Genomic DNA, 16555 nt, shown 5'->3' with positions numbered 1-16555 from the left:
GGATTCAGGGGGGTGTCCCCCCTGACGGGGATTCCAAAGGGGCTGGCCCCTTTGGGCCCCCGCGGCAGCGGCCCCCGCTGGGAAGCGCCCCCGTGGGAACGGCCCTCACGGGAGTGAACCCCGCGGCAGCGGCCCCCGCTGGGAAGCGCCCCCCGCGGGAACGGCCCTCACGGGAGTGACCCCCGCGGGAACGGCCCCCGTGGGAACGGCCCCCGCTGGGAAGCGCCCCCGCCGGGAGGCGGCCCCCCTGTGAGGGCAGATGGACCAAAGCAGCCCCTTGGGCATAGACTGTTTCGAGGTGATCGAAATGGTAATGCTGCAAGACGGCGTACTGGCCTTTTTATCCGCCGTGGGCCTGACGACGCTGGTCTGGGTCATCGGCGGGGCCCTGCTCCATGTGGGCCGGCCCGGGATTCCGGGTCTCTTGCTGGTGCTGCCCCTGCGGGGGGAGGCCCTGGCCATGGAGGCGGACGTGCGGGAGCTCCGGCGTGTCCAGAGCGGACTGCCGGGGTCGAAAATCATTTTGGAGGACCACGGCCTGACGGAGGACGCCCGGTGTCTGGCCCGGTACCTGGCGGACCGGGAGGAGGGCGCGGAGCTGGTGAAGGCCGGGGAGCGCTGAGGGCCGCCGGAAGCCGCCGGGAAGATTTGAAAAGAGAGAGGACGCCGAGACATGGAAGAGCTGATTTGCCGGGAGGGCACCGTACATAGCGTAATCTTTCAGAACGCCGAAAACGGCTACACGGTGCTCCGCCTCCTCACCGAGGAGGGGGAGGCCGTGACCGTGGTGGGCTGCATCCCCTGCGCGGCTCCCGGCGAACACCTGACGGTGAACGGCGTGATGGAGCAGCACCCCCAGCATGGGGAGCAGCTCCGGGCCACGGAGCTGGAGCGGAGCCTGCCGGAGGACGAGGAGGAGATTTTCAGTTATCTGTCCTCCGGCGTCTGCAAGGGGGTGGGCCCCGCCACCGCCCGGAACATCGTGGAGCGCTTCGGCGCGGAGACCTTCGACATTCTGGAGCAGGAGCCGGAGCGTCTGACCGGCGTCCGGGGCGTCACCGCCCGGAAGGCCCAGGAGATTGCCCAGAGCTTCCGCCTCCACATGGGCCTGCGGCGGCTGATGGCCTTTCTGGCCCGGTACGGCCTGCCGCCGGTGCTGGCCATGCGCCTGCGCCAGCGCTACGGCGACGGCGCCCTGGAGAAGGTGCGGGCGAACCCCTATCTTCTGTCCGGCGACGACTGCGGCGTGGCCTTCTCCGTCACCGACGAAATGGCTATGAGCATGGGGATGCCCGCCGACAGCGGCCAGCGGCTTCAGGCGGCGGTGCTCTTCGAGCTCAGCCACAACGAGAGCAACGGCCACGTCTTCCTGCCCCGGAGCAAGCTGATTTCCGCCACGGCCCAGCTGCTGGACTGCGGCGGGGACCAGCCGGAGGCGGCCCTGGACGCCCTGGTGGACCGGGGCGAGGTGGTGCAGGAGCGGGTGGCCAACGTAGAGGCCTGCTACCTGAAGCGCCTGTGGGAGGCGGAGCGGGGGGTCCAGCTGCGGCTGGACGCCCTGCTGGCGGCGGAGCCGGACGTCCGGGCCGACGCCGCCCATGTGGCGGACGAGCTGGAGCAGAGCCAGGGCATCACCTACGCCCCCCGGCAGAGGCAGGCCGTGGAGCTGGCGGCCCGGGAAAACGTGCTGATTCTCACCGGCGGACCCGGCACCGGCAAGACCACCACCGTACGGGCCATTGTGGCCCTGTTCCGGCGGATGGGGCTGGACATTGTGCTGGCGGCCCCCACAGGCCGGGCGGCCAAGCGCATGAGCGAGCTGACGGACCAGGAGGCCCAGACGGTCCACCGCCTTCTTGGAATGACCTGGAGCGAGGACACCCAGCAGGTTGTGTTCACCAAGACGGAAAAGGAGCCCCTGGAGGCGGACGCCGTCATTGTGGATGAGATGTCCATGGTGGACCTGCCCCTGTTCGCGGCCCTGCTCCGGGCTCTGCGGCCCGGCACCCGGCTGGTGATGGTGGGGGACGCGGACCAGCTGCCCTCGGTGGGGGCGGGCAACGTGTTTTCCGACCTGATCCGCAGCCAGCGGGTAGCGGTGGTGCGGCTGCTGGACGTCTTCCGGCAGGCGGAGCGCTCTGCCATCATCCGCAACGCCCACGCCGTGAACCTGGGCCAGGCGCTGGATCTGTCCAGCAATCAGGGGGATTTCTTCTACCTCTGCCGCCGGGACCCGGAGCGGACGGTGTCCACGGTGGTGGAGCTGTGCAAAACCCGCCTGCCCGGCAAGATGGGCATTCCCGCCGCGCAGATTCAGGTGCTGACCCCCACGCGGAAGGGGCCCAGCGGCACCGTCAGCCTCAACCGCCTGCTTCAGGAGGCCCTGAACCCCAGGGAGAAGGGGAAGCGGGAAATCCTCTGGGGGGAACGGCTGTTCCGGGAGGGGGACAGGGTGATGCAGACCCGGAACGACTACGACGTGCTGTGGGAGCGGGAGGACGGAACCGCCGGGACGGGCATGTTCAACGGCGACGTGGGCCGGATTGTCCGGATTGACGAATCCGGCGAGTGGCTGGAGCTGGATTTCGACGGGCGGCGGGCGGTCTACGCCGCCGAGCAGCTGAACGAGGTGGACCTGGCCTATGCCCAGACCGTCCACAAGGCCCAGGGCAGCGAGTACCGCTGTGTGGTCCTGGCGGCTATGCCGGCGGCCCAGTCCCTGATGGTCCGGGGGGTGCTGTACACCGCCCTGACCCGGGCCAGGGAGCTGCTGGTGGTGGTGGGGGACGACGCGGCCATCCGGGCTATGGCGGCCAACGACCGGCGGCAGCGGCGCTACTCCGGCCTGCGGTGGCGGCTGGCAAGCTCTCCGGCGGCTCACTGAGATGCGGAGTTTCCTGCATGTTTTGTTTTCCCTCCTTTCTTGGTGTCGTCACCTTGTTGCCTTATTATAGAGTGTTGCCACCTGGTTGTCAATAACTTTTCAAAAAAAATTTTTGGTGCTATTATGTTGTCATTTAGCCAACAGAGGAGGGCCTTTGTATGCCATCAAAACTGCCGCACTATGCCCTGCGCATTCCCTCCGAGATTATGGACAAGCTGAAATACATTGCGGACCGCTCCGGCCGTTCTGCCAACAAGGAGATTGAACAGCTGATTATCCGGCACATTGAGGCTTGGGAACAGGCGCACGGGCCCATTTTGTTTGATGACGGTTTCGTTCCCCGTTCCAGATCGTAACGGCCTTGCAGTGCCGCACGCAGGGGGCGGCGCGGGAAAAAAGCGGAAACCGCCACCCGGCACGGTGACGGTTTCCTTGCGAAACCATAAACCTCTAAGGGCTAACCGCTTGCCGCAGTGCCCTTATATATGCATTATACACCGCCGGTTCCGGCGTGTCAAGGATGAATTAAGGGTCTGGCCGGGACAGCGCCCGGCCCCTACATAAAAATATGCGGAACAGGAGTTTTTCGGAGACGGAAGGCTCTTGTTTTTTATTATGGACCGAAACAGGTCCCATTAAAAATGTCTGCCTCCATAGAATAAAGCAAATGAACCCGAATGGGTCCTTTTGCGAGGTGGCTATGGCAGAACAAAAGATTAAACAGGACATTTCCATAGGGGCGAACATCCGGGAGCTCCGCAGGGCAAGAGGGTTGAAGCAGACGGATTTGGTGGGGCTTCTGCAATTGGAGGGCGTGCCCATGACCAGAGAAGCCCTCGTGAAAATCGAGCGGGGCGCGCAGCATATTCAGGCCTCGCAGCTGAGAGCCATCCGCGATGCACTGCAAACAACCTACGACGAGTTATTGAAGCCGTCATGAGTCTCCGGAGCTGTCTGCTGGACCTGCTCTTTCCGCCCAGGTGCCCCCTGTGCGGAAAGGTGCTGGACGCGCCCGGCGTCTGCCCTCCGTGTGAGGCGGACATCCGGCGGACCGGGGAGGAGGACGGCGTGTGGGAGCCCGTCCCCGGTCTGCTCTGCGCCGCGCCGCTGTGGTACGAGGGGGCGGTCCGGGACGGGCTGCTGCGCTTCAAATTCCACGGCGGGATTTCCGGGGCGGAGTTCTTCGGCGGGGAGATGTGTCGCTGGGCGGCGGAGCGGTACTCCGGCGAGTTCGACACGGTGACCTGGGCGCCGGTGAGCCGGAAGCGCCTGCGGCAGAGGGGCTACGATCAGGCCCGGCTGCTGGCGGAGAGCGCCTGCCGCCTGTGGGGCGTGAGGCCGGAACGGCTGCTGAGAAAGGTCCGGGACAACCCGGCCCAGTCGGGTCTGGAGGACGCCGCCGCCCGGCGGGAGAACGTGCGGGGAGTTTACGAGGCGGCGGGAGCCCCGGAGGGAAAACGGATTTTGCTAATAGACGACATCTGCACCACCGGCAGCACCCTGTCCGCCTGCGCCGGGACGCTGAAGGCCGCCGGAGCGGCCCGGGTGCTGTGCCTTACGGCGGCCCGGACGGTGAAAAGCGGTAAAACCGGAGAAAACGGGGAAGAATAGTCTTGCAATCCGGAGACGCTGACAGTATAATGTAACATGTATGATTGCAGAATCGCGGCATACAGGGCCGCAGGTCATATAGAAAAAGATAATAAGTGGAGGAATTATCCATGGCAAAAGATATCGGTATCGATCTGGGTACCGCTTCGGTTCTGGTTTATGTGAGAGGGAAGGGCATCGTGCTGAATGAACCCTCGGTTGTAGCGCTGGACAAAAACACCGGCAAGCTCCTGAAGGTGGGCACCGATGCGCAGGCCATGCTGGGCCGCACTCCCGGCAACATTGTGGCCATCCGCCCTCTGCGGGAGGGCGTGATTTCCGACTATGACATGACGGAACGGATGCTCCGGGAATTCATCCACAAGGTGGCCGGGGTCTCCTTCTTCAAGCCCCGGGTCATCATCTGCGTGCCCTCGGGCATCACCGAGGTCGAGGAGCGCGCCGTCATCGACGCGGGCATCTCCGCCGGGGCCCGGAAGGTCTACCTCATCGAGGAGCCGGTGGCGGCGGCCATCGGCGCGGGCATCGACATCGCCAAGCCCGACGGACATATGGTGGTGGACATCGGAGGCGGCACGGCGGACATCGCCGTGATTTCCCTCAGCGGCGTGGTGGAGTCCGCCTCCATCAAGATTGCCGGCGACCAGCTCAACGAGGCCGTGGTGAAATATATGCGCCGCAAGCACAACCTTCTGGTGGGCGAGCGCACCGCCGAGGAGATGAAAAAGCAGATTGGCTGCGTCTTCCCCAAAGAGGAGGAGGAGACCCTGGACGTAAAGGGCCGGTGTCTGCTGACGGGCCTTCCCAAGGTGGTGACCGTCAGCTCCACGGAGATGATGGACGCCTTTGAGGAGCCGGTGGAACGCATCATGGAGGCCATTCACTCCGTGCTGGAGCGGACGCCCCCGGAGCTGGTGGCGGACATCTCCACCAACGGCATTGTCATGACCGGCGGCGGAAGCCTGGTGGCGGGCTTTGACAAGCTGGTGACGGCCCGGACGGGCATCCACACCGTCATCGCGGAGGACGCCATTTCCTGTGTGGCCCTGGGCACCGGCAAGAGCCTGGAGTCCCTGAACAATATGCAGGACGGCACCATGAACCTCAGCCGCCGCAAGCAGATGAACTGATGGAAAAGCAGACCGGGCGGCGGGAACCGTCCGGCCTGCGCTGAATTTTATAAGAACCTGTATTCATAGCCGGAGAATGCCGGATGGGCGGGGATGTTTCCTGTCAGACAAGGAGGTCTTTTGCGCCCGCGGGAATCCTGACAGATTGCAAGAGAAACCGACGCGGTATGGCGGGAAAAAGACCCCTCAAACAGCGTTCGGCGGTTGTGAATTCAGGCTCTAAAGGAGGAGACAGCATGAACGCCATTGAGAGAGACTATGCCCTCAGCGCCCTGCGGACCCAGGGAGGACAGCGGAAAGCCGGGACCTCCGCCAGCTTCTGGGGCATGGCGGCGGCGCTGGCGGGAGGCGGAAGCGTTCAGTCGGCCCTGGGGATGGACCTGACGGCCCAGGGGACCGGCCAGGTCCAGGGGGCTACCCTGGAAGAGATGCTGAAAAACAGGTACGGAAACGTGACCTATCACGTCTTCGACGCCAGCAGTCCCTATTGGCGGACCCGGAACGACTACCCTCATTACCTGCTGTATCAGGAGGGTGAGCAGGCGAAGGAGACCCTGGAGAACTGGCAGCCCCAGGGGCCCAACCCCTTCTACGGCTCCGTAGACGGCAGGTTTACCGCCCCTGAGGCGATCCGGGCCCTGAGCGGCATCCCGGCGGGGCGGACGGCGGTGGTGATTCACCCGGAGGCTCAGAAGCGGATGGAGGAGGACCCCGCCTATGCCGCGGAGCTCATGGAGCGGATTGACACCTGGTTTGCCTTCGACGCCGCCCGGAACGAGGCCGTCATGCCCGGCATCACCGCCCGGTCCTCCCGCTGTGTGGCCATCGGCGCCGACGGGGAGATTGTCAACGCCCAGTCCTTCAGCCACGGGGAAATCACCGTCAGTTCTTCCGGCGGCAGGTTCTCCTCCCGGCGGGACTGGACGGACGACTGGTGGACTCTGCGGATGGCCCGGCAGGCGGATTTCATGGCTCTGCTGGTGGAAAACCGGCTGGAGCACAGCGCCCGGCTCTCCGGCTGGCTGGCGGACAGCAGTGCCGCCGAGCTGGCCCAGATGCTGAACGGCGGAGGGCTGGAGGAGATTTTGGGGGACACGGTGGGCGGAAATTCCACCGCGGCCATTCTGGCGCAGACCAGGGCCCGGGTTCTGGGGATTTGAGACACACAAAAACGAGAGGCCAGGCCTCTCGTTTTTCCTTTTTTGCTTCTTTGCCTGTTTGCGTTTCCCGATGTGCGCCGGGGTTCCCGGGGACCGGCGGGGCCTCCGGAAAAAGGGAAACGGCATTCTCTGCCGCCGGAAGGCTCACCGGTGTTCCTCCAGGTCCCGCAGGGCCTTCAGGGCCTCGGAAAAGCCCCTGGCCGTGGCGGAGGGATGGGCCCGGAGGATGCGCAGGGAACGGTGATAGACGGCGGTGGAGCGGTTCCGCAGGGCGTTCTCCCGGTCCCGGACCCGCTGAAGCAGGGCTTCCAGCTCCTCCCGGCGGGCCTCCGTCAGGGACTCCTCCCTCAGGCGCGTCTCCAGAGCGCCGGAGAGGGCGGTGAGGATTTCCCCCTTCACGGCGGCGCGGCGGCGGAAATTGGCCTCCACCCGCTCCCGGCGCTTCTCCGCCTGGGCCTGACGGCGCTCCTGAAGGCCGTCCTCAATGCGCCGCTTCTCCTCCTCCGCCCGCTCCCAGAGGCGGCGGAGATCCTCCTCGGCAAAGGCGGAGACCACCTCCGCCCGTTTGGCCAGACGGCGCAGGTCCTCGTTTTCCTCCGCCAGGCGGGTGAGAACCTCCCGCAGGTCCAGGGCGGCCTGGACGGAGCGGACCGCGTCCACGGTGAAGACGGCGGTGAGGACATGGGCCAGGGGGTCCACCAGCAGGGCCGGGACCCGGGCCAGCAGTCCGGCGACGGGGGGATGAATGAAGCGCACCAGCAGAATGGAAAAGAAGCCCCAGGCGATGGAGCTGGTGAGGCAGATGTGGCCGTTGAGATTGAATTTCTGATTGGAGTAGTCCCAGTAGCGGACCTTGAAAATCCGCTCCATCACATCCCCGGTGACGTACTCCAGGGCCGTGGCGGCCATCATGCCCAGGAGCCAGACCAGACGCAGGTCATCCGCCACGGGGATGGTGGCGAAGAGAATGATGATGGCCCCGCTGCCATAGATGGGCAGCAGGGGACCGTGGAGAAAGCCCCGGTTGACCCAGTGCCGCTGGCAGAGGGAGACATAGCAGGATTCCCAGACCCAGCCGCAGAAGCAGTAGAAGAAAAACAGCAGAACCCATTGTCCGGTGGTGTAGATGTGCATATGTGAAACTCCTTTGTCTGAGTGGAGAGTGGAGTGTAGAGCCTGGCGAGCCGCGCGGGGAGCGGCGCGAGTCGCGACTGGCGACTAGCGAGTGTCGGCCGTTTGGGGGCGGGGGGCGTTCAATTCAGGTTCAGCGCTCTGGAGATGTCCAGAAGCTCCCCTATAATCTGGTTGGACACCAGGAAGCCCCGGGGCGTCAGACGCCAGGCGCCCTCCCGGCGGACGGCGTAGCCCGCCGCCTCGCAGCGCTCCAGGAAGGGCAGGAAGGGGGAGAAGTCCAGGCCGAACAGCCCTTCAAAATGGTCCGGGTGCAGTCCCCGGGTCAGGCGCAGGCGCAGCATCAGATACTCCTCCACCGTATCCCGGCGGGAAAGGGTCTGGTCCTCCGAGAGGGAGGGTGTGCCCGCCAGAAAGGCGCCCAGGTCCCGGGACCAGGCGAAGCGCCGGCCCTGGAAATACGAGTGGGCCCCGGGGCCAAAGCCCAGGTATTCCTGCCGGCTCCAGTATTTCAGATTGTGCCGGGACTCCCGGCCGGGCCTGGCGAAGCTGGAAATCTCATACTGCTGCCAGCCCCGGGACTCCAGAGTTTCCACGGTCTCCAGATACATGTCCGCCTGCGCCTCATCCCCCGGCAGGGTCTCCCGGCGGTCATAGAGGGGGGTCCCCGGCTCGGCCTTGAGGCCGTAGCAGGACAGGTGTTCCGGATTCAGTTCCACGGCGGCGGCCAGGTTGTCCCGCCAGCGCTCCGGGGTCTGGCCCGGCAGGCCATAAATCAGGTCCAGGGAGAGGTTGTCAAAGCCCGCCTTCCTGGCGGCCTCCACGGCGGCCCGGGTCTGGGCCATGGTGTGGACCCGGCCCAGGGCCTTCAGCTCCCCGTCGTCGGCGGACTGCATCCCCAGGGAGAGACGGTTGAAGCCCGCCCGGCGGAGGGCGGTCAGGTCCTGAACCTCCGAGGCGGAATCGGGGTTGGCCTCCAGGGTGATCTCCGCCACATAGGCGGTGTGGAAGGAGGTCCGGACCTTCCGCAGCAGGCGGCAGAGCCGGTCCGGCCCCAGATAGCTGGGGGTGCCGCCGCCGAAGTAGACGCTGGTCACGGTGCATTCCGCCGCCAACGGGGAGAATTGGGACAGCTGCCGTTCCAGAGCGGAGACATAGGCGTCCATGTCCTCCTCCCGGCGGGGCAGGGAGTAGAAATCGCAGTAGACGCACTTCTGTTTGCAGAAGGGAACGTGAATATAAATACCCAGGGATTTTATCATGGGGCGGCTCCTTTCCGCGGAAGTGAGGGCGTCAGCGTTCCCTGCGGGCTCTGTACAGCTCCAGCTCCCAGGGCTCAAAGGGGGGCTGGACGGAATAGCCGGGGTCAAAGTAGCGGCGGATATACTGGGCGGCCCGGCGCTCGCAGTACCGGTAGTTGGTCACGTCCCCGGCCTCGTTCAGGTCCAGGTTGTTCATGAAAATGGCAAAGGCCATTTCCGCAAAGCTGCTTTCCTCTCTCAGGGTATCGTCCAGATAGTCGATTCCCTCAAGAAGGGGGTGGCCCAGGGCGCCGTGGGCAAACCAGTAGGCGAACTGCCGGACGGCACCGCTGATCTGGGGGCTTACACGCATGACGGGGACCTCCTCTCTGTGTTCGGCTTGATTATACCACGGATTTCCGGCGGCGGCAAGGAGGGGCGCATAATGCCCTCCTCCGGAGGCCATACTATGGAAAATCTGACACGGAAAGAGGAAGATCTCCATGGATATGTCTCCCAAGGATTATCAGGACTACGTCAAGCAAAAGTCGAAAAAGTCCCCCATAGTCAAGGACGTGGTTCTGGCCTTCGCCATCGGCGGAGCCATCTGCGTGCTGGGCCAGCTGATTCAGAACGGCTGGGCCGGGACGGGCCTGAGCCGGGAGGACGCCGGCACCGCCGCCTCCTGCACCCTGGTGCTGCTGTCCGCCCTGCTGACGGGGCTGAATCTGTACCACAGAATTGCCCGCTACGGCGGCGCGGGCACCCTGGTGCCCATCACCGGATTCGCCAACGCGGTGGTGTCCCCGGCCATCGACTTCAAAAGCGAGGGCTTCATCACCGGCATGGCGGCCAAAATGTTCCAGGTGGCGGGGCCGGTGATTGTCTTCGGCACCACGGCCAGCGTGCTCTACGGCGCGGTTCTGATGCTGCTGGGTGGCGGCTGAGGGAGCTGCTCCGGAAGGGGCGGCCCGTCCATACGCCCCGCCGCGGCTTGTCGAAAAAGCAGCACGGACCCGGACAACGGAGAGGAAGACCGGCGGGTAAGAACCTGTATTTATAGCCGGGGAATGCTGGATGGGCGGGAATTTTTCTTGTCAGACAAGAAGATTTTCCGCAGCAATCCTGACGGATTGCAAGGGAAATCGACGCAGTATGGCAGGAAAAAGATCGCTCAGACAGCATTCAGCGGTTGTGAATACAGGTTCTAAACCCGTCAGGGGCGTTTTTCCCGTGCAATCAATCGGTTTTCAGAACTTTTCGCGGGATCTGATACTCATTAGCCTGAGGCGGCGGCATCTGCACGATGCCGCCGCCTGCGTTTTGCCGCTATGCTCCTCCGCCGGGAGGGTCCCGCCATTTCCGGGGCGGGACGCCACGGTCCCGGAGCCGTCCCTTGACGAAGTCCCGGAACAGGGCGTAGAGCACCGAGCACAGGGGAATGAAAAACAGCATGCCCGCGATGCCCATGAGCTTGCCGCCCAGGGTCACGGCGGCCAGCACCCAGATGGAGGGCAGGCCCACGGAGGACCCCACCACATGGGGATAGATAAAATTCCCCTCCACCTGCTGGAGCACCAGGAAGAGCACAATGAAGCCCAGGGCCTGCCAGGGGTCCGTCACCGCAATGAGCAGAGCGCCTACCACGCAGCCGATGAAGGCCCCCACCACGGGAATCAGGGCCGTCAGGGCAATCAGCACCCCCACCAGCAGGGCATAGGGCATCCGGAACAGGGTCATGGACACGGCGAAGAGCGTTCCCAGAATCACCGCCTCCACGCACTGGCCGGACAGGAAGCTGGAAAAGGTCTGGCCCGACAGACGCAGCACCTCCAGCGTCCGGTCCGCCCAGGACATGGGCAGCAGGGCATAGAGCACCTGGCGGCCCTGACGGCTCAGCTTCTCCTTTTGCAGCAGGACGTAAAACGAGAAAATCAGCCCGATGACAAAGGTGCTCACGCCGCTGACCACGCCCCCAATCAGCCCGCCGCCGGAGGACACCAGCCCGCCGGCCCATTTCTGCGCCAGGGCGATGGCCTTCTGGGAGAGGGCGGTCCAGTCAATTTCCATATCCCCCAGGAGGGTTTGCAGCTGGGGAAGGGCGGCCTCCCAGGCCGCCAGCTGCTCCTGAAGCCGCCGGATTGCCTCCGGAAGCTGCCGGGTGACGGAGCCCGCCGCCTCGCCCACGCCGGGGCCGATGACGCAGACGGCCAGAGTCAGCACGCCGCCCACCGCCGCCAGGGTCAAAATCAGGGCCAGGGGCCTCCGCAGACTTTTTGGCAGACCCTTCCGCCGTCCCCGCCCCAGGGGCAGCGCCCGTTCAATGGCCCCCATGGGCACATTCAGAATGAAGGCAATGGCCCCGCCCACCAGAAAGGGGCTCAGGACGCCCAGCCCCCAGCGCAGGACCGCCGCCAGGGCGGGGAGCCGCTGGAGGGCGCAGTAGAAGGCCACGCCGCCGCAGACCACCAGCAGCCGCTGCCTGATCTGGTCCCGGTTCCAGTCCATCACGACTCCCGGCGGTATGCCGCCGCCGTCTCCAGATAGCCCCGGGCGGAATGGCGGTTGCTCTCAATCTCCGCCTCCGTCAGGGGCCGGACCACCTTGGCGGGACTGCCCAGAATCATGGACCCGGCAGGGGCGTCCATTTTCCCGGTGACCAGGGCCCCGGCCCCTACAATGCAGTCGTCTCCGATTCTGGCCCCGTTGAGGACCACGGCCCCCATGCCGATGAGCACGTTGTCCCCCACGGTGCACCCGTGGACCACGGCCCCGTGGCCGATGGTGCAGCCCCGGCCTACGGCGGTCTCCTCGTGGAGGACGGCGCAGTCCTGGATGTTGGTGTCCTCGCCTACGGTGATGGCGCCGTCGTCCCCCCGGAGGACGGCGTTATACCAGATGTTCACGCCCCGGCCCAGGGTCACGTCGCCGCTGACCCGCGCGCCCTCGCAGATCAGGACGGCTTCGTCGGTTTTTCTCAGTTTGTATGACATGATGACTGCCTCTTTTCGTTATGTGATTTGCCGAAACAGGGTTGCCGTCGTTTCGGCCTGGTCTGTTGCCAGACTGTCGGAGCGGCGCTAAAGTTTTTTTCGTTATATGATTTGCCGAAATCTGGTTGCCGTCGCTTCGGCCTGGTCTGTTGCCAGACTGTCAGAGCGGCGCTAAAGTTTTTTTCGTTATGTGATTTGCCGAAACTGGGCTGCCGTCGCTTTGGTCTGGTCTATTGCCAGACTGTCAGAGCGGCACTAAAGGTTTTTTCGTTATATGATTTGCCGAAACTGGGTTGCCGTCGCTTCGGCCTGGACTATTGCCAGACTGTCGGAGCGGCGCTAAAGTTCTTTTTGCTTCTTTTTCTTTCAAGAAAAAGAAGGGGTGAAATTCCCGTTTTCGAAAATGGGCACCTGCCGCCCGTCCCGGGTGGTTCCCACGATGGAGAGGTCCGGGGTGCCCACCATGAAGTCCACGTGGGTGATGGAGTCGTTGAGGCCCCGGGCCTTCAGCTCGTCCTTGCTCATCTGCTGGCCCCCCTTCAGGCAGGGGTAGGCCTCGCCAAAGGCAATGTGGCAGGCGGCGTTCTCGTCAAAGAGCGTATTGTAGAACAGAAGGCCCTGGTTGGAAATGGGGCTGTCATAGGGCACCAGGGCCACCTCACCGAAGCAGGACGCCCCCTCGTCCACGGAAATGGCGGCTTTCAGGGTCTCCTCCCCCTGCTCCGCATGGGCCTCCGTGATTCTGCCGTCCTTCACCACGAAGTGGAATTTGTCAATCACAACGCCGTCGTGGACCAGGGGCATGGAGGCGTACACCACGCCGTTGGCCCCGGTTTTCAGGGGGGAGGTGAAAATCTCCTCTGTGGGGATGTTGGCGATATAGGACCGGCCCTTCAGCGTCACGTCCCCGCCGCTCTCCCAGATGTGGTCCTGGGGGAGCTGGACGGTGAGGTCGGTGCCCAGGGAATTGGTATAGTGAAGGAACTGGAGGTCCAGGGCGTTCAGCTTTTCAAGGCGCTGCTCCAGAGCCGCCAGATGCTCCCGCCAGCGCTCCACGGCTTTGCCGTCCCCGCTGACCCGGACGGCGGCGAAAATGGCGTCCCACAGCTTTTCCATGGCATCGTCCTCTGCCGCGCCGGGGAAGACCCGCTTTGCCCAGGAGGGAATGGGGATGGAGGCGATGCACCAGGGGAAGCCGCCGCACATCTGGAGCCGGTCGAAGTCCTTCAGGGCCTTGCCGCTGGCCCGCTGGGCCCGGATGACGCGGTCCGGGTCCGCCCCCTTCAGATTCTCCGGGTCCGAGGCGGAGATGGCCAGGTAGGCCGTGCCCTCCAGGGCGTAGTCGTTGAAGAAGTGCCGCCGCCAGAGGGGCACCGTGTCAAAGGTCTCGTCGCCGGCCCGGAGGTACTTCATCCGGGTCATGGCGTCGTCGGTCCAGTTCATCACCACCTCGGCGCAGCCGGCGTCATAGGCCTCCCGGGCGCAGAGCCGGGCGAAGGGGGCGCACTCCACCGGGGAGGAAATCACCATCCGCTGCCCGTCCTCCACATTCAGTCCCACCCGGACCAGCAGCCGGGCGTATTCCATCAGCTTTTCTTCCATGGTTTCTCGTCCTTTCTGTGTTGTTCGCACATCCATAGTATGTGCTATTCTAAAGGTTCCAGCCGGGAAAGTAAAGCCCTTCCCGGCCGGATTTAAAAAAGGTTCACGAAAAGGGGAGCTAAAAGGGGGAACAAAAAAAGGATTTACGAATGACCCTCGTCCCGGTCCTTCCGCAGGGCAATCAGCGTGCCGTTGAGCTCCGCCCCCAGAATCAGCACCGTGGCCGACATGTAGAGCCAGATCAGCAGCACAATCACCGCGCCGATGGACCCGTAGAGCAGGGAGTAATGGGCGAAATTGTCCACATAGGCGGCATAGAGCCAGCTCAGGCCCATCCAGCCCGCCAGGGCCGCCAGGGTGCCGGGCCAGATGTTCCGCCAGGGCTGATAGGTATCCTGGGCCAGGGCATAGAGAAAGAACAGGGCGAAGTATCCCGCCACCGCCGCTGCCGGGAACCGCAGCCGGGTCCACAGCCCCGCTGCCGCAGGCGGCAGGCGGAGATTGGCCACGGCATAGGCCAGAATCCGGTCGCCCACCGTCATCAGGGTCAGGGTCAGGGCGATGGTCAGAATCAGCACCACGGTGTACAGCAGCGTTTTCAGCCGCTGGACCACCGCCCGCCGGGGCGGGCCCAGGTGATAGGCGGTGCGGACGGAGACCATCAGGGCGTTGGTGGCCCGCATGGGGAACCAGATGGAAAAGGCCAGGCCGAAGAGCATCAGACGCAGGTTGGGGCTCCGCCCTACATGGACCAGGTAGGTCCGGATGATGTCCACAATGTCCCGGGGCAGAATCTCCCCCAGGGCCAGCAGAATGGCGGTGACGTTCAGGTCCAGCAGGCCCAGCAGGGCGCTGATGAAAATGAGGAAGGGGAAAATCATGAACAGCAGGTAAAAGGCCAGCGCCGCGCTCTGGATGCCCACATTGTGGCGGAAATAGCGCTGGAGCATCAGGTACACGGCCCGCGGAAGCTTGCGGCCCAAAGGCAGCGCCCCCTTTCTTGAATGAGGAGTCAGGAATGAGGAATTAGGAATGATTGAAATGACGGAACAATTCCTAATTTCTCATTCCTCATTCCTAATTAACAATAGTATATGCTCATTCCCAGGTTTCCCAGACGTCGGGACAGTATCCCACGGTGGCGTTTTTCCCGCTGCGGACAATGGGGGTCTGGAAGAGCTCCGGATGCTCCAGCAGTTTTTCCTCCTGGGCTTCCGGAGTGATATAGGCCATGAACAGCGTTTCATAGGCCCGGCATTTTGTGTTCACCAGGGCCTCGAAGCCAATTTTCTGCTTGACGGACTGGTACTCTCTGGGGGATAATCCCTTTGAGGGGAGATCGATATACTGGTATTTGATGCGGCGCTCCCTGAACCAGCGTTCCGCCTTTTTGGAGTCGAAGGACTTGGAGGAGCCGAAGATCTGAATATTCATGAATGTCTTCTCCTTTTTGATTCCTAAATTCCTCATTCCTAATTCCAAATTAAAAACAGGGGGGTATCGCAATGACAGATGCGGTGAAAAAACTGAAAGCATGGGTGGACGGCGCGGAGCGGATTGTCTTCTTCGGCGGGGCCGGGGTCTCCACGGAGTCCGGCATTCCGGACTTCCGTTCCACCGGGGGGCTCTATCACCAGGAATGGAAGTATCCGCCTGAAGTGATTTTAAGCCATACGTTTTATAAAAGCAACCCCGAAGAATTTTTTCGGTTCTACCGGGCCAAGCTGCTGGCCCCGGAGGCCCGGCCCAACGCCGCGCACAGGAAGCTGGCGGAGTGGGAGGCGGCGGGGAAGCTCACCGCCGTGGTCACCCAGAACATCGACGGGCTCCACCAGGCGGCGGGCAGCAGGGCCGTCTATGAGCTTCACGGCAGCGTCCACCGGAACTACTGCGAGAGATGCCGGAAATTCTATGGGCTGGACGCCATCCTGAACGGCAGCGGAATCCCCCGATGCGCCTGCGGCGGCGTTATCAAGCCCGACGTGGTGCTCTACGAGGAGGGTCTGGACCAGGACACCCTCAACGGCGCCGTCCGGGCCATCGCCGGGGCGGACCTGCTGATGATTGGCGGCACCTCTCTGAACGTCTACCCCGCCGCGGGACTGATCCGCTACTACCGGGGGGACCGGCTGGTTCTCATCAACAGGTCCGCCGTGGCCCAGGATCTGGACGCGGGGCTGGTGATTACCGACCCCATCGGGGAGGTGCTGGGGCAGCTCTGAGGAAACAAGGACGGCGGCGGAGCCCGGAAATGATGAGAACAAATCTCTTGAAATATGGGAAAAAATAGATTATACTGACTCTTGCAAACGGGACCGCGTCCGCCGGGCGGACCGGTTCCGCAGACAAACGGATGGAGTGCCGCGCTCCGAATTCTTTTCCTATGGGGGAATCTGTCATGCGATTCTTGGAGAACAAAAAGCTTGCCACGCGAATTGGAATTGCTACAACGATCATCACCCTGGCGGGTATGACGCTGCTCTGGCTGGTGGTTTCCACCAATGCCGCCTCCGTGGTCAAAAACGACATTACCAATCAGATGACCGACGCGGTGGAATCCAGAGCCGCCATCATTGATGAATATGTAAATTCCGCAGAGGAATATATGACCGCCTTCTCCCTGAGCGGAGAGGTCCGCAGTCTGCTCCAAAATCCGGAGGACCCCGCGCTCCTGGCCCAGGCCCAGAAGTATACGGAGGATTTCGCCGCCGTCAAGGGCATCTTCGAGGGGCTCTACATCGCCACCCCGGAGACCCACGTTCTCACCCACACCTCCCAGGGGGCCATCGGCATGACCACCCGG

General features: G+C 63.7%; 17 protein-coding genes and 1 pseudogene. 10 read left to right on the top strand and 8 right to left on the bottom strand.

What is annotated here, in order from left to right; all coding sequences use genetic code 11:
* Positions 1–307: 307 nt before the first annotated feature.
* The 7 genes from Q0063_RS12360 (at position 308) to Q0063_RS12330 (ending at position 6785) form a co-directional block, all read left to right on the top strand.
* Positions 308–622, top strand: a complete 315-nt coding sequence (locus Q0063_RS12360; RefSeq protein WP_297872282.1) for a hypothetical protein — start codon at positions 308–310, stop codon at positions 620–622.
* A 51-nt stretch (positions 623–673) separates the two neighbouring features.
* Entirely contained in the window at positions 674–2884 is a 2211-nt protein-coding gene (locus Q0063_RS12355; protein ID WP_297872281.1) for an ATP-dependent RecD-like DNA helicase, read from the top strand.
* 158 nt (positions 2885–3042) lie between these two features.
* Positions 3043–3240 carry an Arc family DNA-binding protein gene (locus Q0063_RS12350; protein ID WP_297872280.1) on the top strand — a complete coding sequence of 66 codons (198 nt, stop codon included), beginning with the start codon at positions 3043–3045 and terminating at the stop codon, positions 3238–3240.
* A gap of 344 nt (positions 3241–3584) precedes the next feature.
* Positions 3585–3824 carry a helix-turn-helix domain-containing protein gene (locus Q0063_RS12345; RefSeq protein WP_297872279.1) on the top strand — a complete coding sequence of 80 codons (240 nt, stop codon included), beginning with the start codon at positions 3585–3587 and terminating at the stop codon, positions 3822–3824.
* On the top strand, positions 3821–4495 hold the full coding sequence (locus Q0063_RS12340; RefSeq protein WP_297872278.1) for a ComF family protein: 675 nt from the start codon (positions 3821–3823) through the stop codon (positions 4493–4495). Before Q0063_RS12345 ends, Q0063_RS12340 begins: the two co-directional genes overlap by 4 nt.
* A 110-nt stretch (positions 4496–4605) precedes the next feature.
* Positions 4606–5625 carry a rod shape-determining protein gene (locus Q0063_RS12335; RefSeq protein WP_297872277.1) on the top strand — a complete coding sequence of 340 codons (1020 nt, stop codon included), beginning with the start codon at positions 4606–4608 and terminating at the stop codon, positions 5623–5625.
* 236 nt (positions 5626–5861) lie between these two features.
* Positions 5862–6785: a hypothetical protein gene (locus Q0063_RS12330; RefSeq protein ID WP_297872276.1), complete on the top strand. Its 924-nt coding sequence runs from the start codon at positions 5862–5864 to the stop codon at positions 6783–6785.
* A 144-nt stretch (positions 6786–6929) separates the two neighbouring features.
* On the opposite strand, the gene Q0063_RS12325 is transcribed toward Q0063_RS12330, so the two are convergent.
* The 3 genes from Q0063_RS12325 to Q0063_RS12315 all read right to left on the bottom strand — a co-directional run bounded on the left by Q0063_RS12325 (position 6930) and on the right by Q0063_RS12315 (position 9530).
* Positions 6930–7919, bottom strand: coding sequence for a putative ABC transporter permease (locus Q0063_RS12325; RefSeq protein ID WP_297872275.1), 990 nt, complete (start codon positions 7917–7919; stop codon positions 6930–6932).
* A gap of 119 nt (positions 7920–8038) precedes the next feature.
* The gene (hemW, locus tag Q0063_RS12320; protein ID WP_297872274.1) at positions 8039–9178 is read right to left on the bottom strand and encodes a radical SAM family heme chaperone HemW; all 1140 of its coding nucleotides are present in this window, start codon (positions 9176–9178) and stop codon (positions 8039–8041) included.
* Positions 9179–9209: 31 nt separating this feature from the next.
* Positions 9210–9530, bottom strand: a complete 321-nt coding sequence (locus Q0063_RS12315; protein WP_297872273.1) for a hypothetical protein — start codon at positions 9528–9530, stop codon at positions 9210–9212.
* Positions 9531–9660: 130 nt separating this feature from the next.
* Here Q0063_RS12315 and spoVAC point away from each other — a divergent pair, with 130 nt between their 5' ends.
* Complete coding sequence (gene spoVAC / locus Q0063_RS12310) at positions 9661–10104, top strand: stage V sporulation protein AC (protein ID WP_297872272.1); 444 nt, start codon at positions 9661–9663, stop codon at positions 10102–10104.
* Between the two features lie 382 nt (positions 10105–10486).
* On the opposite strand, the gene Q0063_RS12305 is transcribed toward spoVAC, so the two are convergent.
* From Q0063_RS12305 to Q0063_RS14800, 5 genes are all read right to left on the bottom strand, one after another.
* Positions 10487–11665 (bottom strand): AI-2E family transporter, encoded by a 1179-nt coding sequence (locus Q0063_RS12305; protein WP_297872271.1) that lies wholly within the window; start codon positions 11663–11665, stop codon positions 10487–10489.
* Positions 11665–12150, bottom strand: a complete 486-nt coding sequence (locus tag Q0063_RS12300) for a gamma carbonic anhydrase family protein (RefSeq protein ID WP_297872270.1) — start codon at positions 12148–12150, stop codon at positions 11665–11667. Before Q0063_RS12300 ends, Q0063_RS12305 begins: the two co-directional genes overlap by 1 nt.
* A gap of 366 nt (positions 12151–12516) precedes the next feature.
* Positions 12517–13752, bottom strand: coding sequence for an aminopeptidase (locus tag Q0063_RS12295; RefSeq protein ID WP_297872269.1), 1236 nt, complete (start codon positions 13750–13752; stop codon positions 12517–12519).
* 143 nt (positions 13753–13895) lie between these two features.
* On the bottom strand, positions 13896–14735 hold the full coding sequence (locus Q0063_RS12290; RefSeq protein WP_297872268.1) for a YihY/virulence factor BrkB family protein: 840 nt from the start codon (positions 14733–14735) through the stop codon (positions 13896–13898).
* A gap of 115 nt (positions 14736–14850) precedes the next feature.
* Positions 14851–15186, bottom strand: coding sequence for an arsenate reductase family protein (locus Q0063_RS14800; protein ID WP_367180376.1), 336 nt, complete (start codon positions 15184–15186; stop codon positions 14851–14853).
* A gap of 71 nt (positions 15187–15257) precedes the next feature.
* Between Q0063_RS14800 and Q0063_RS12280 the strand changes: the two genes are divergently transcribed.
* Positions 15258–15974: an NAD-dependent protein deacylase gene (locus tag Q0063_RS12280; RefSeq protein WP_367180375.1), complete on the top strand. Its 717-nt coding sequence runs from the start codon at positions 15258–15260 to the stop codon at positions 15972–15974.
* Positions 15975–16150: 176 nt separating this feature from the next.
* Positions 16151–16555 (top strand): annotated as a pseudogene (locus Q0063_RS12275) (methyl-accepting chemotaxis protein); the annotation flags it as partial.

Origin of the sequence: uncultured Oscillibacter sp., assembly GCF_947654275.1 — a bacterium.
In the GTDB taxonomy this organism is placed as follows: Bacteria; Bacillota; Clostridia; order Oscillospirales; family Oscillospiraceae; genus Oscillibacter.
This window is presented reverse-complemented; position numbering and strand designations above follow the sequence as displayed.

Bases quoted from the DNA above. Each gene is read 5' to 3' on its own strand.
- Q0063_RS12345 (WP_297872279.1), top strand. From the start codon at position 3,585: ATGGCAGAACAAAAGATTAAACAGGACATTTCCATAGGGGCGAACATC.
- Q0063_RS12305 (WP_297872271.1), bottom strand. From the start codon at position 11,665: ATGGACTGGAACCGGGACCAGATCAGGCAGCGGCTGCTGGTGGTCTGC.
- Q0063_RS14800 (WP_367180376.1), bottom strand. From the start codon at position 15,186: ATGAATATTCAGATCTTCGGCTCCTCCAAGTCCTTCGACTCCAAAAAG.
- Q0063_RS12360 (WP_297872282.1), top strand. From the start codon at position 308: ATGGTAATGCTGCAAGACGGCGTACTGGCCTTTTTATCCGCCGTGGGC.
- hemW (WP_297872274.1), bottom strand. From the start codon at position 9,178: ATGATAAAATCCCTGGGTATTTATATTCACGTTCCCTTCTGCAAACAG.
- Q0063_RS12295 (WP_297872269.1), bottom strand. From the start codon at position 13,752: ATGGAAGAAAAGCTGATGGAATACGCCCGGCTGCTGGTCCGGGTGGGA.
- Q0063_RS12350 (WP_297872280.1), top strand. From the start codon at position 3,043: ATGCCATCAAAACTGCCGCACTATGCCCTGCGCATTCCCTCCGAGATT.
- Q0063_RS12355 (WP_297872281.1), top strand. From the start codon at position 674: ATGGAAGAGCTGATTTGCCGGGAGGGCACCGTACATAGCGTAATCTTT.
- Q0063_RS12300 (WP_297872270.1), bottom strand. From the start codon at position 12,150: ATGTCATACAAACTGAGAAAAACCGACGAAGCCGTCCTGATCTGCGAG.
- Q0063_RS12325 (WP_297872275.1), bottom strand. From the start codon at position 7,919: ATGCACATCTACACCACCGGACAATGGGTTCTGCTGTTTTTCTTCTAC.
- Q0063_RS12315 (WP_297872273.1), bottom strand. From the start codon at position 9,530: ATGCGTGTAAGCCCCCAGATCAGCGGTGCCGTCCGGCAGTTCGCCTAC.
- spoVAC (WP_297872272.1), top strand. From the start codon at position 9,661: ATGGATATGTCTCCCAAGGATTATCAGGACTACGTCAAGCAAAAGTCG.
- Q0063_RS12330 (WP_297872276.1), top strand. From the start codon at position 5,862: ATGAACGCCATTGAGAGAGACTATGCCCTCAGCGCCCTGCGGACCCAG.
- Q0063_RS12280 (WP_367180375.1), top strand. From the start codon at position 15,258: ATGACAGATGCGGTGAAAAAACTGAAAGCATGGGTGGACGGCGCGGAG.
- Q0063_RS12335 (WP_297872277.1), top strand. From the start codon at position 4,606: ATGGCAAAAGATATCGGTATCGATCTGGGTACCGCTTCGGTTCTGGTT.
- Q0063_RS12340 (WP_297872278.1), top strand. From the start codon at position 3,821: ATGAGTCTCCGGAGCTGTCTGCTGGACCTGCTCTTTCCGCCCAGGTGC.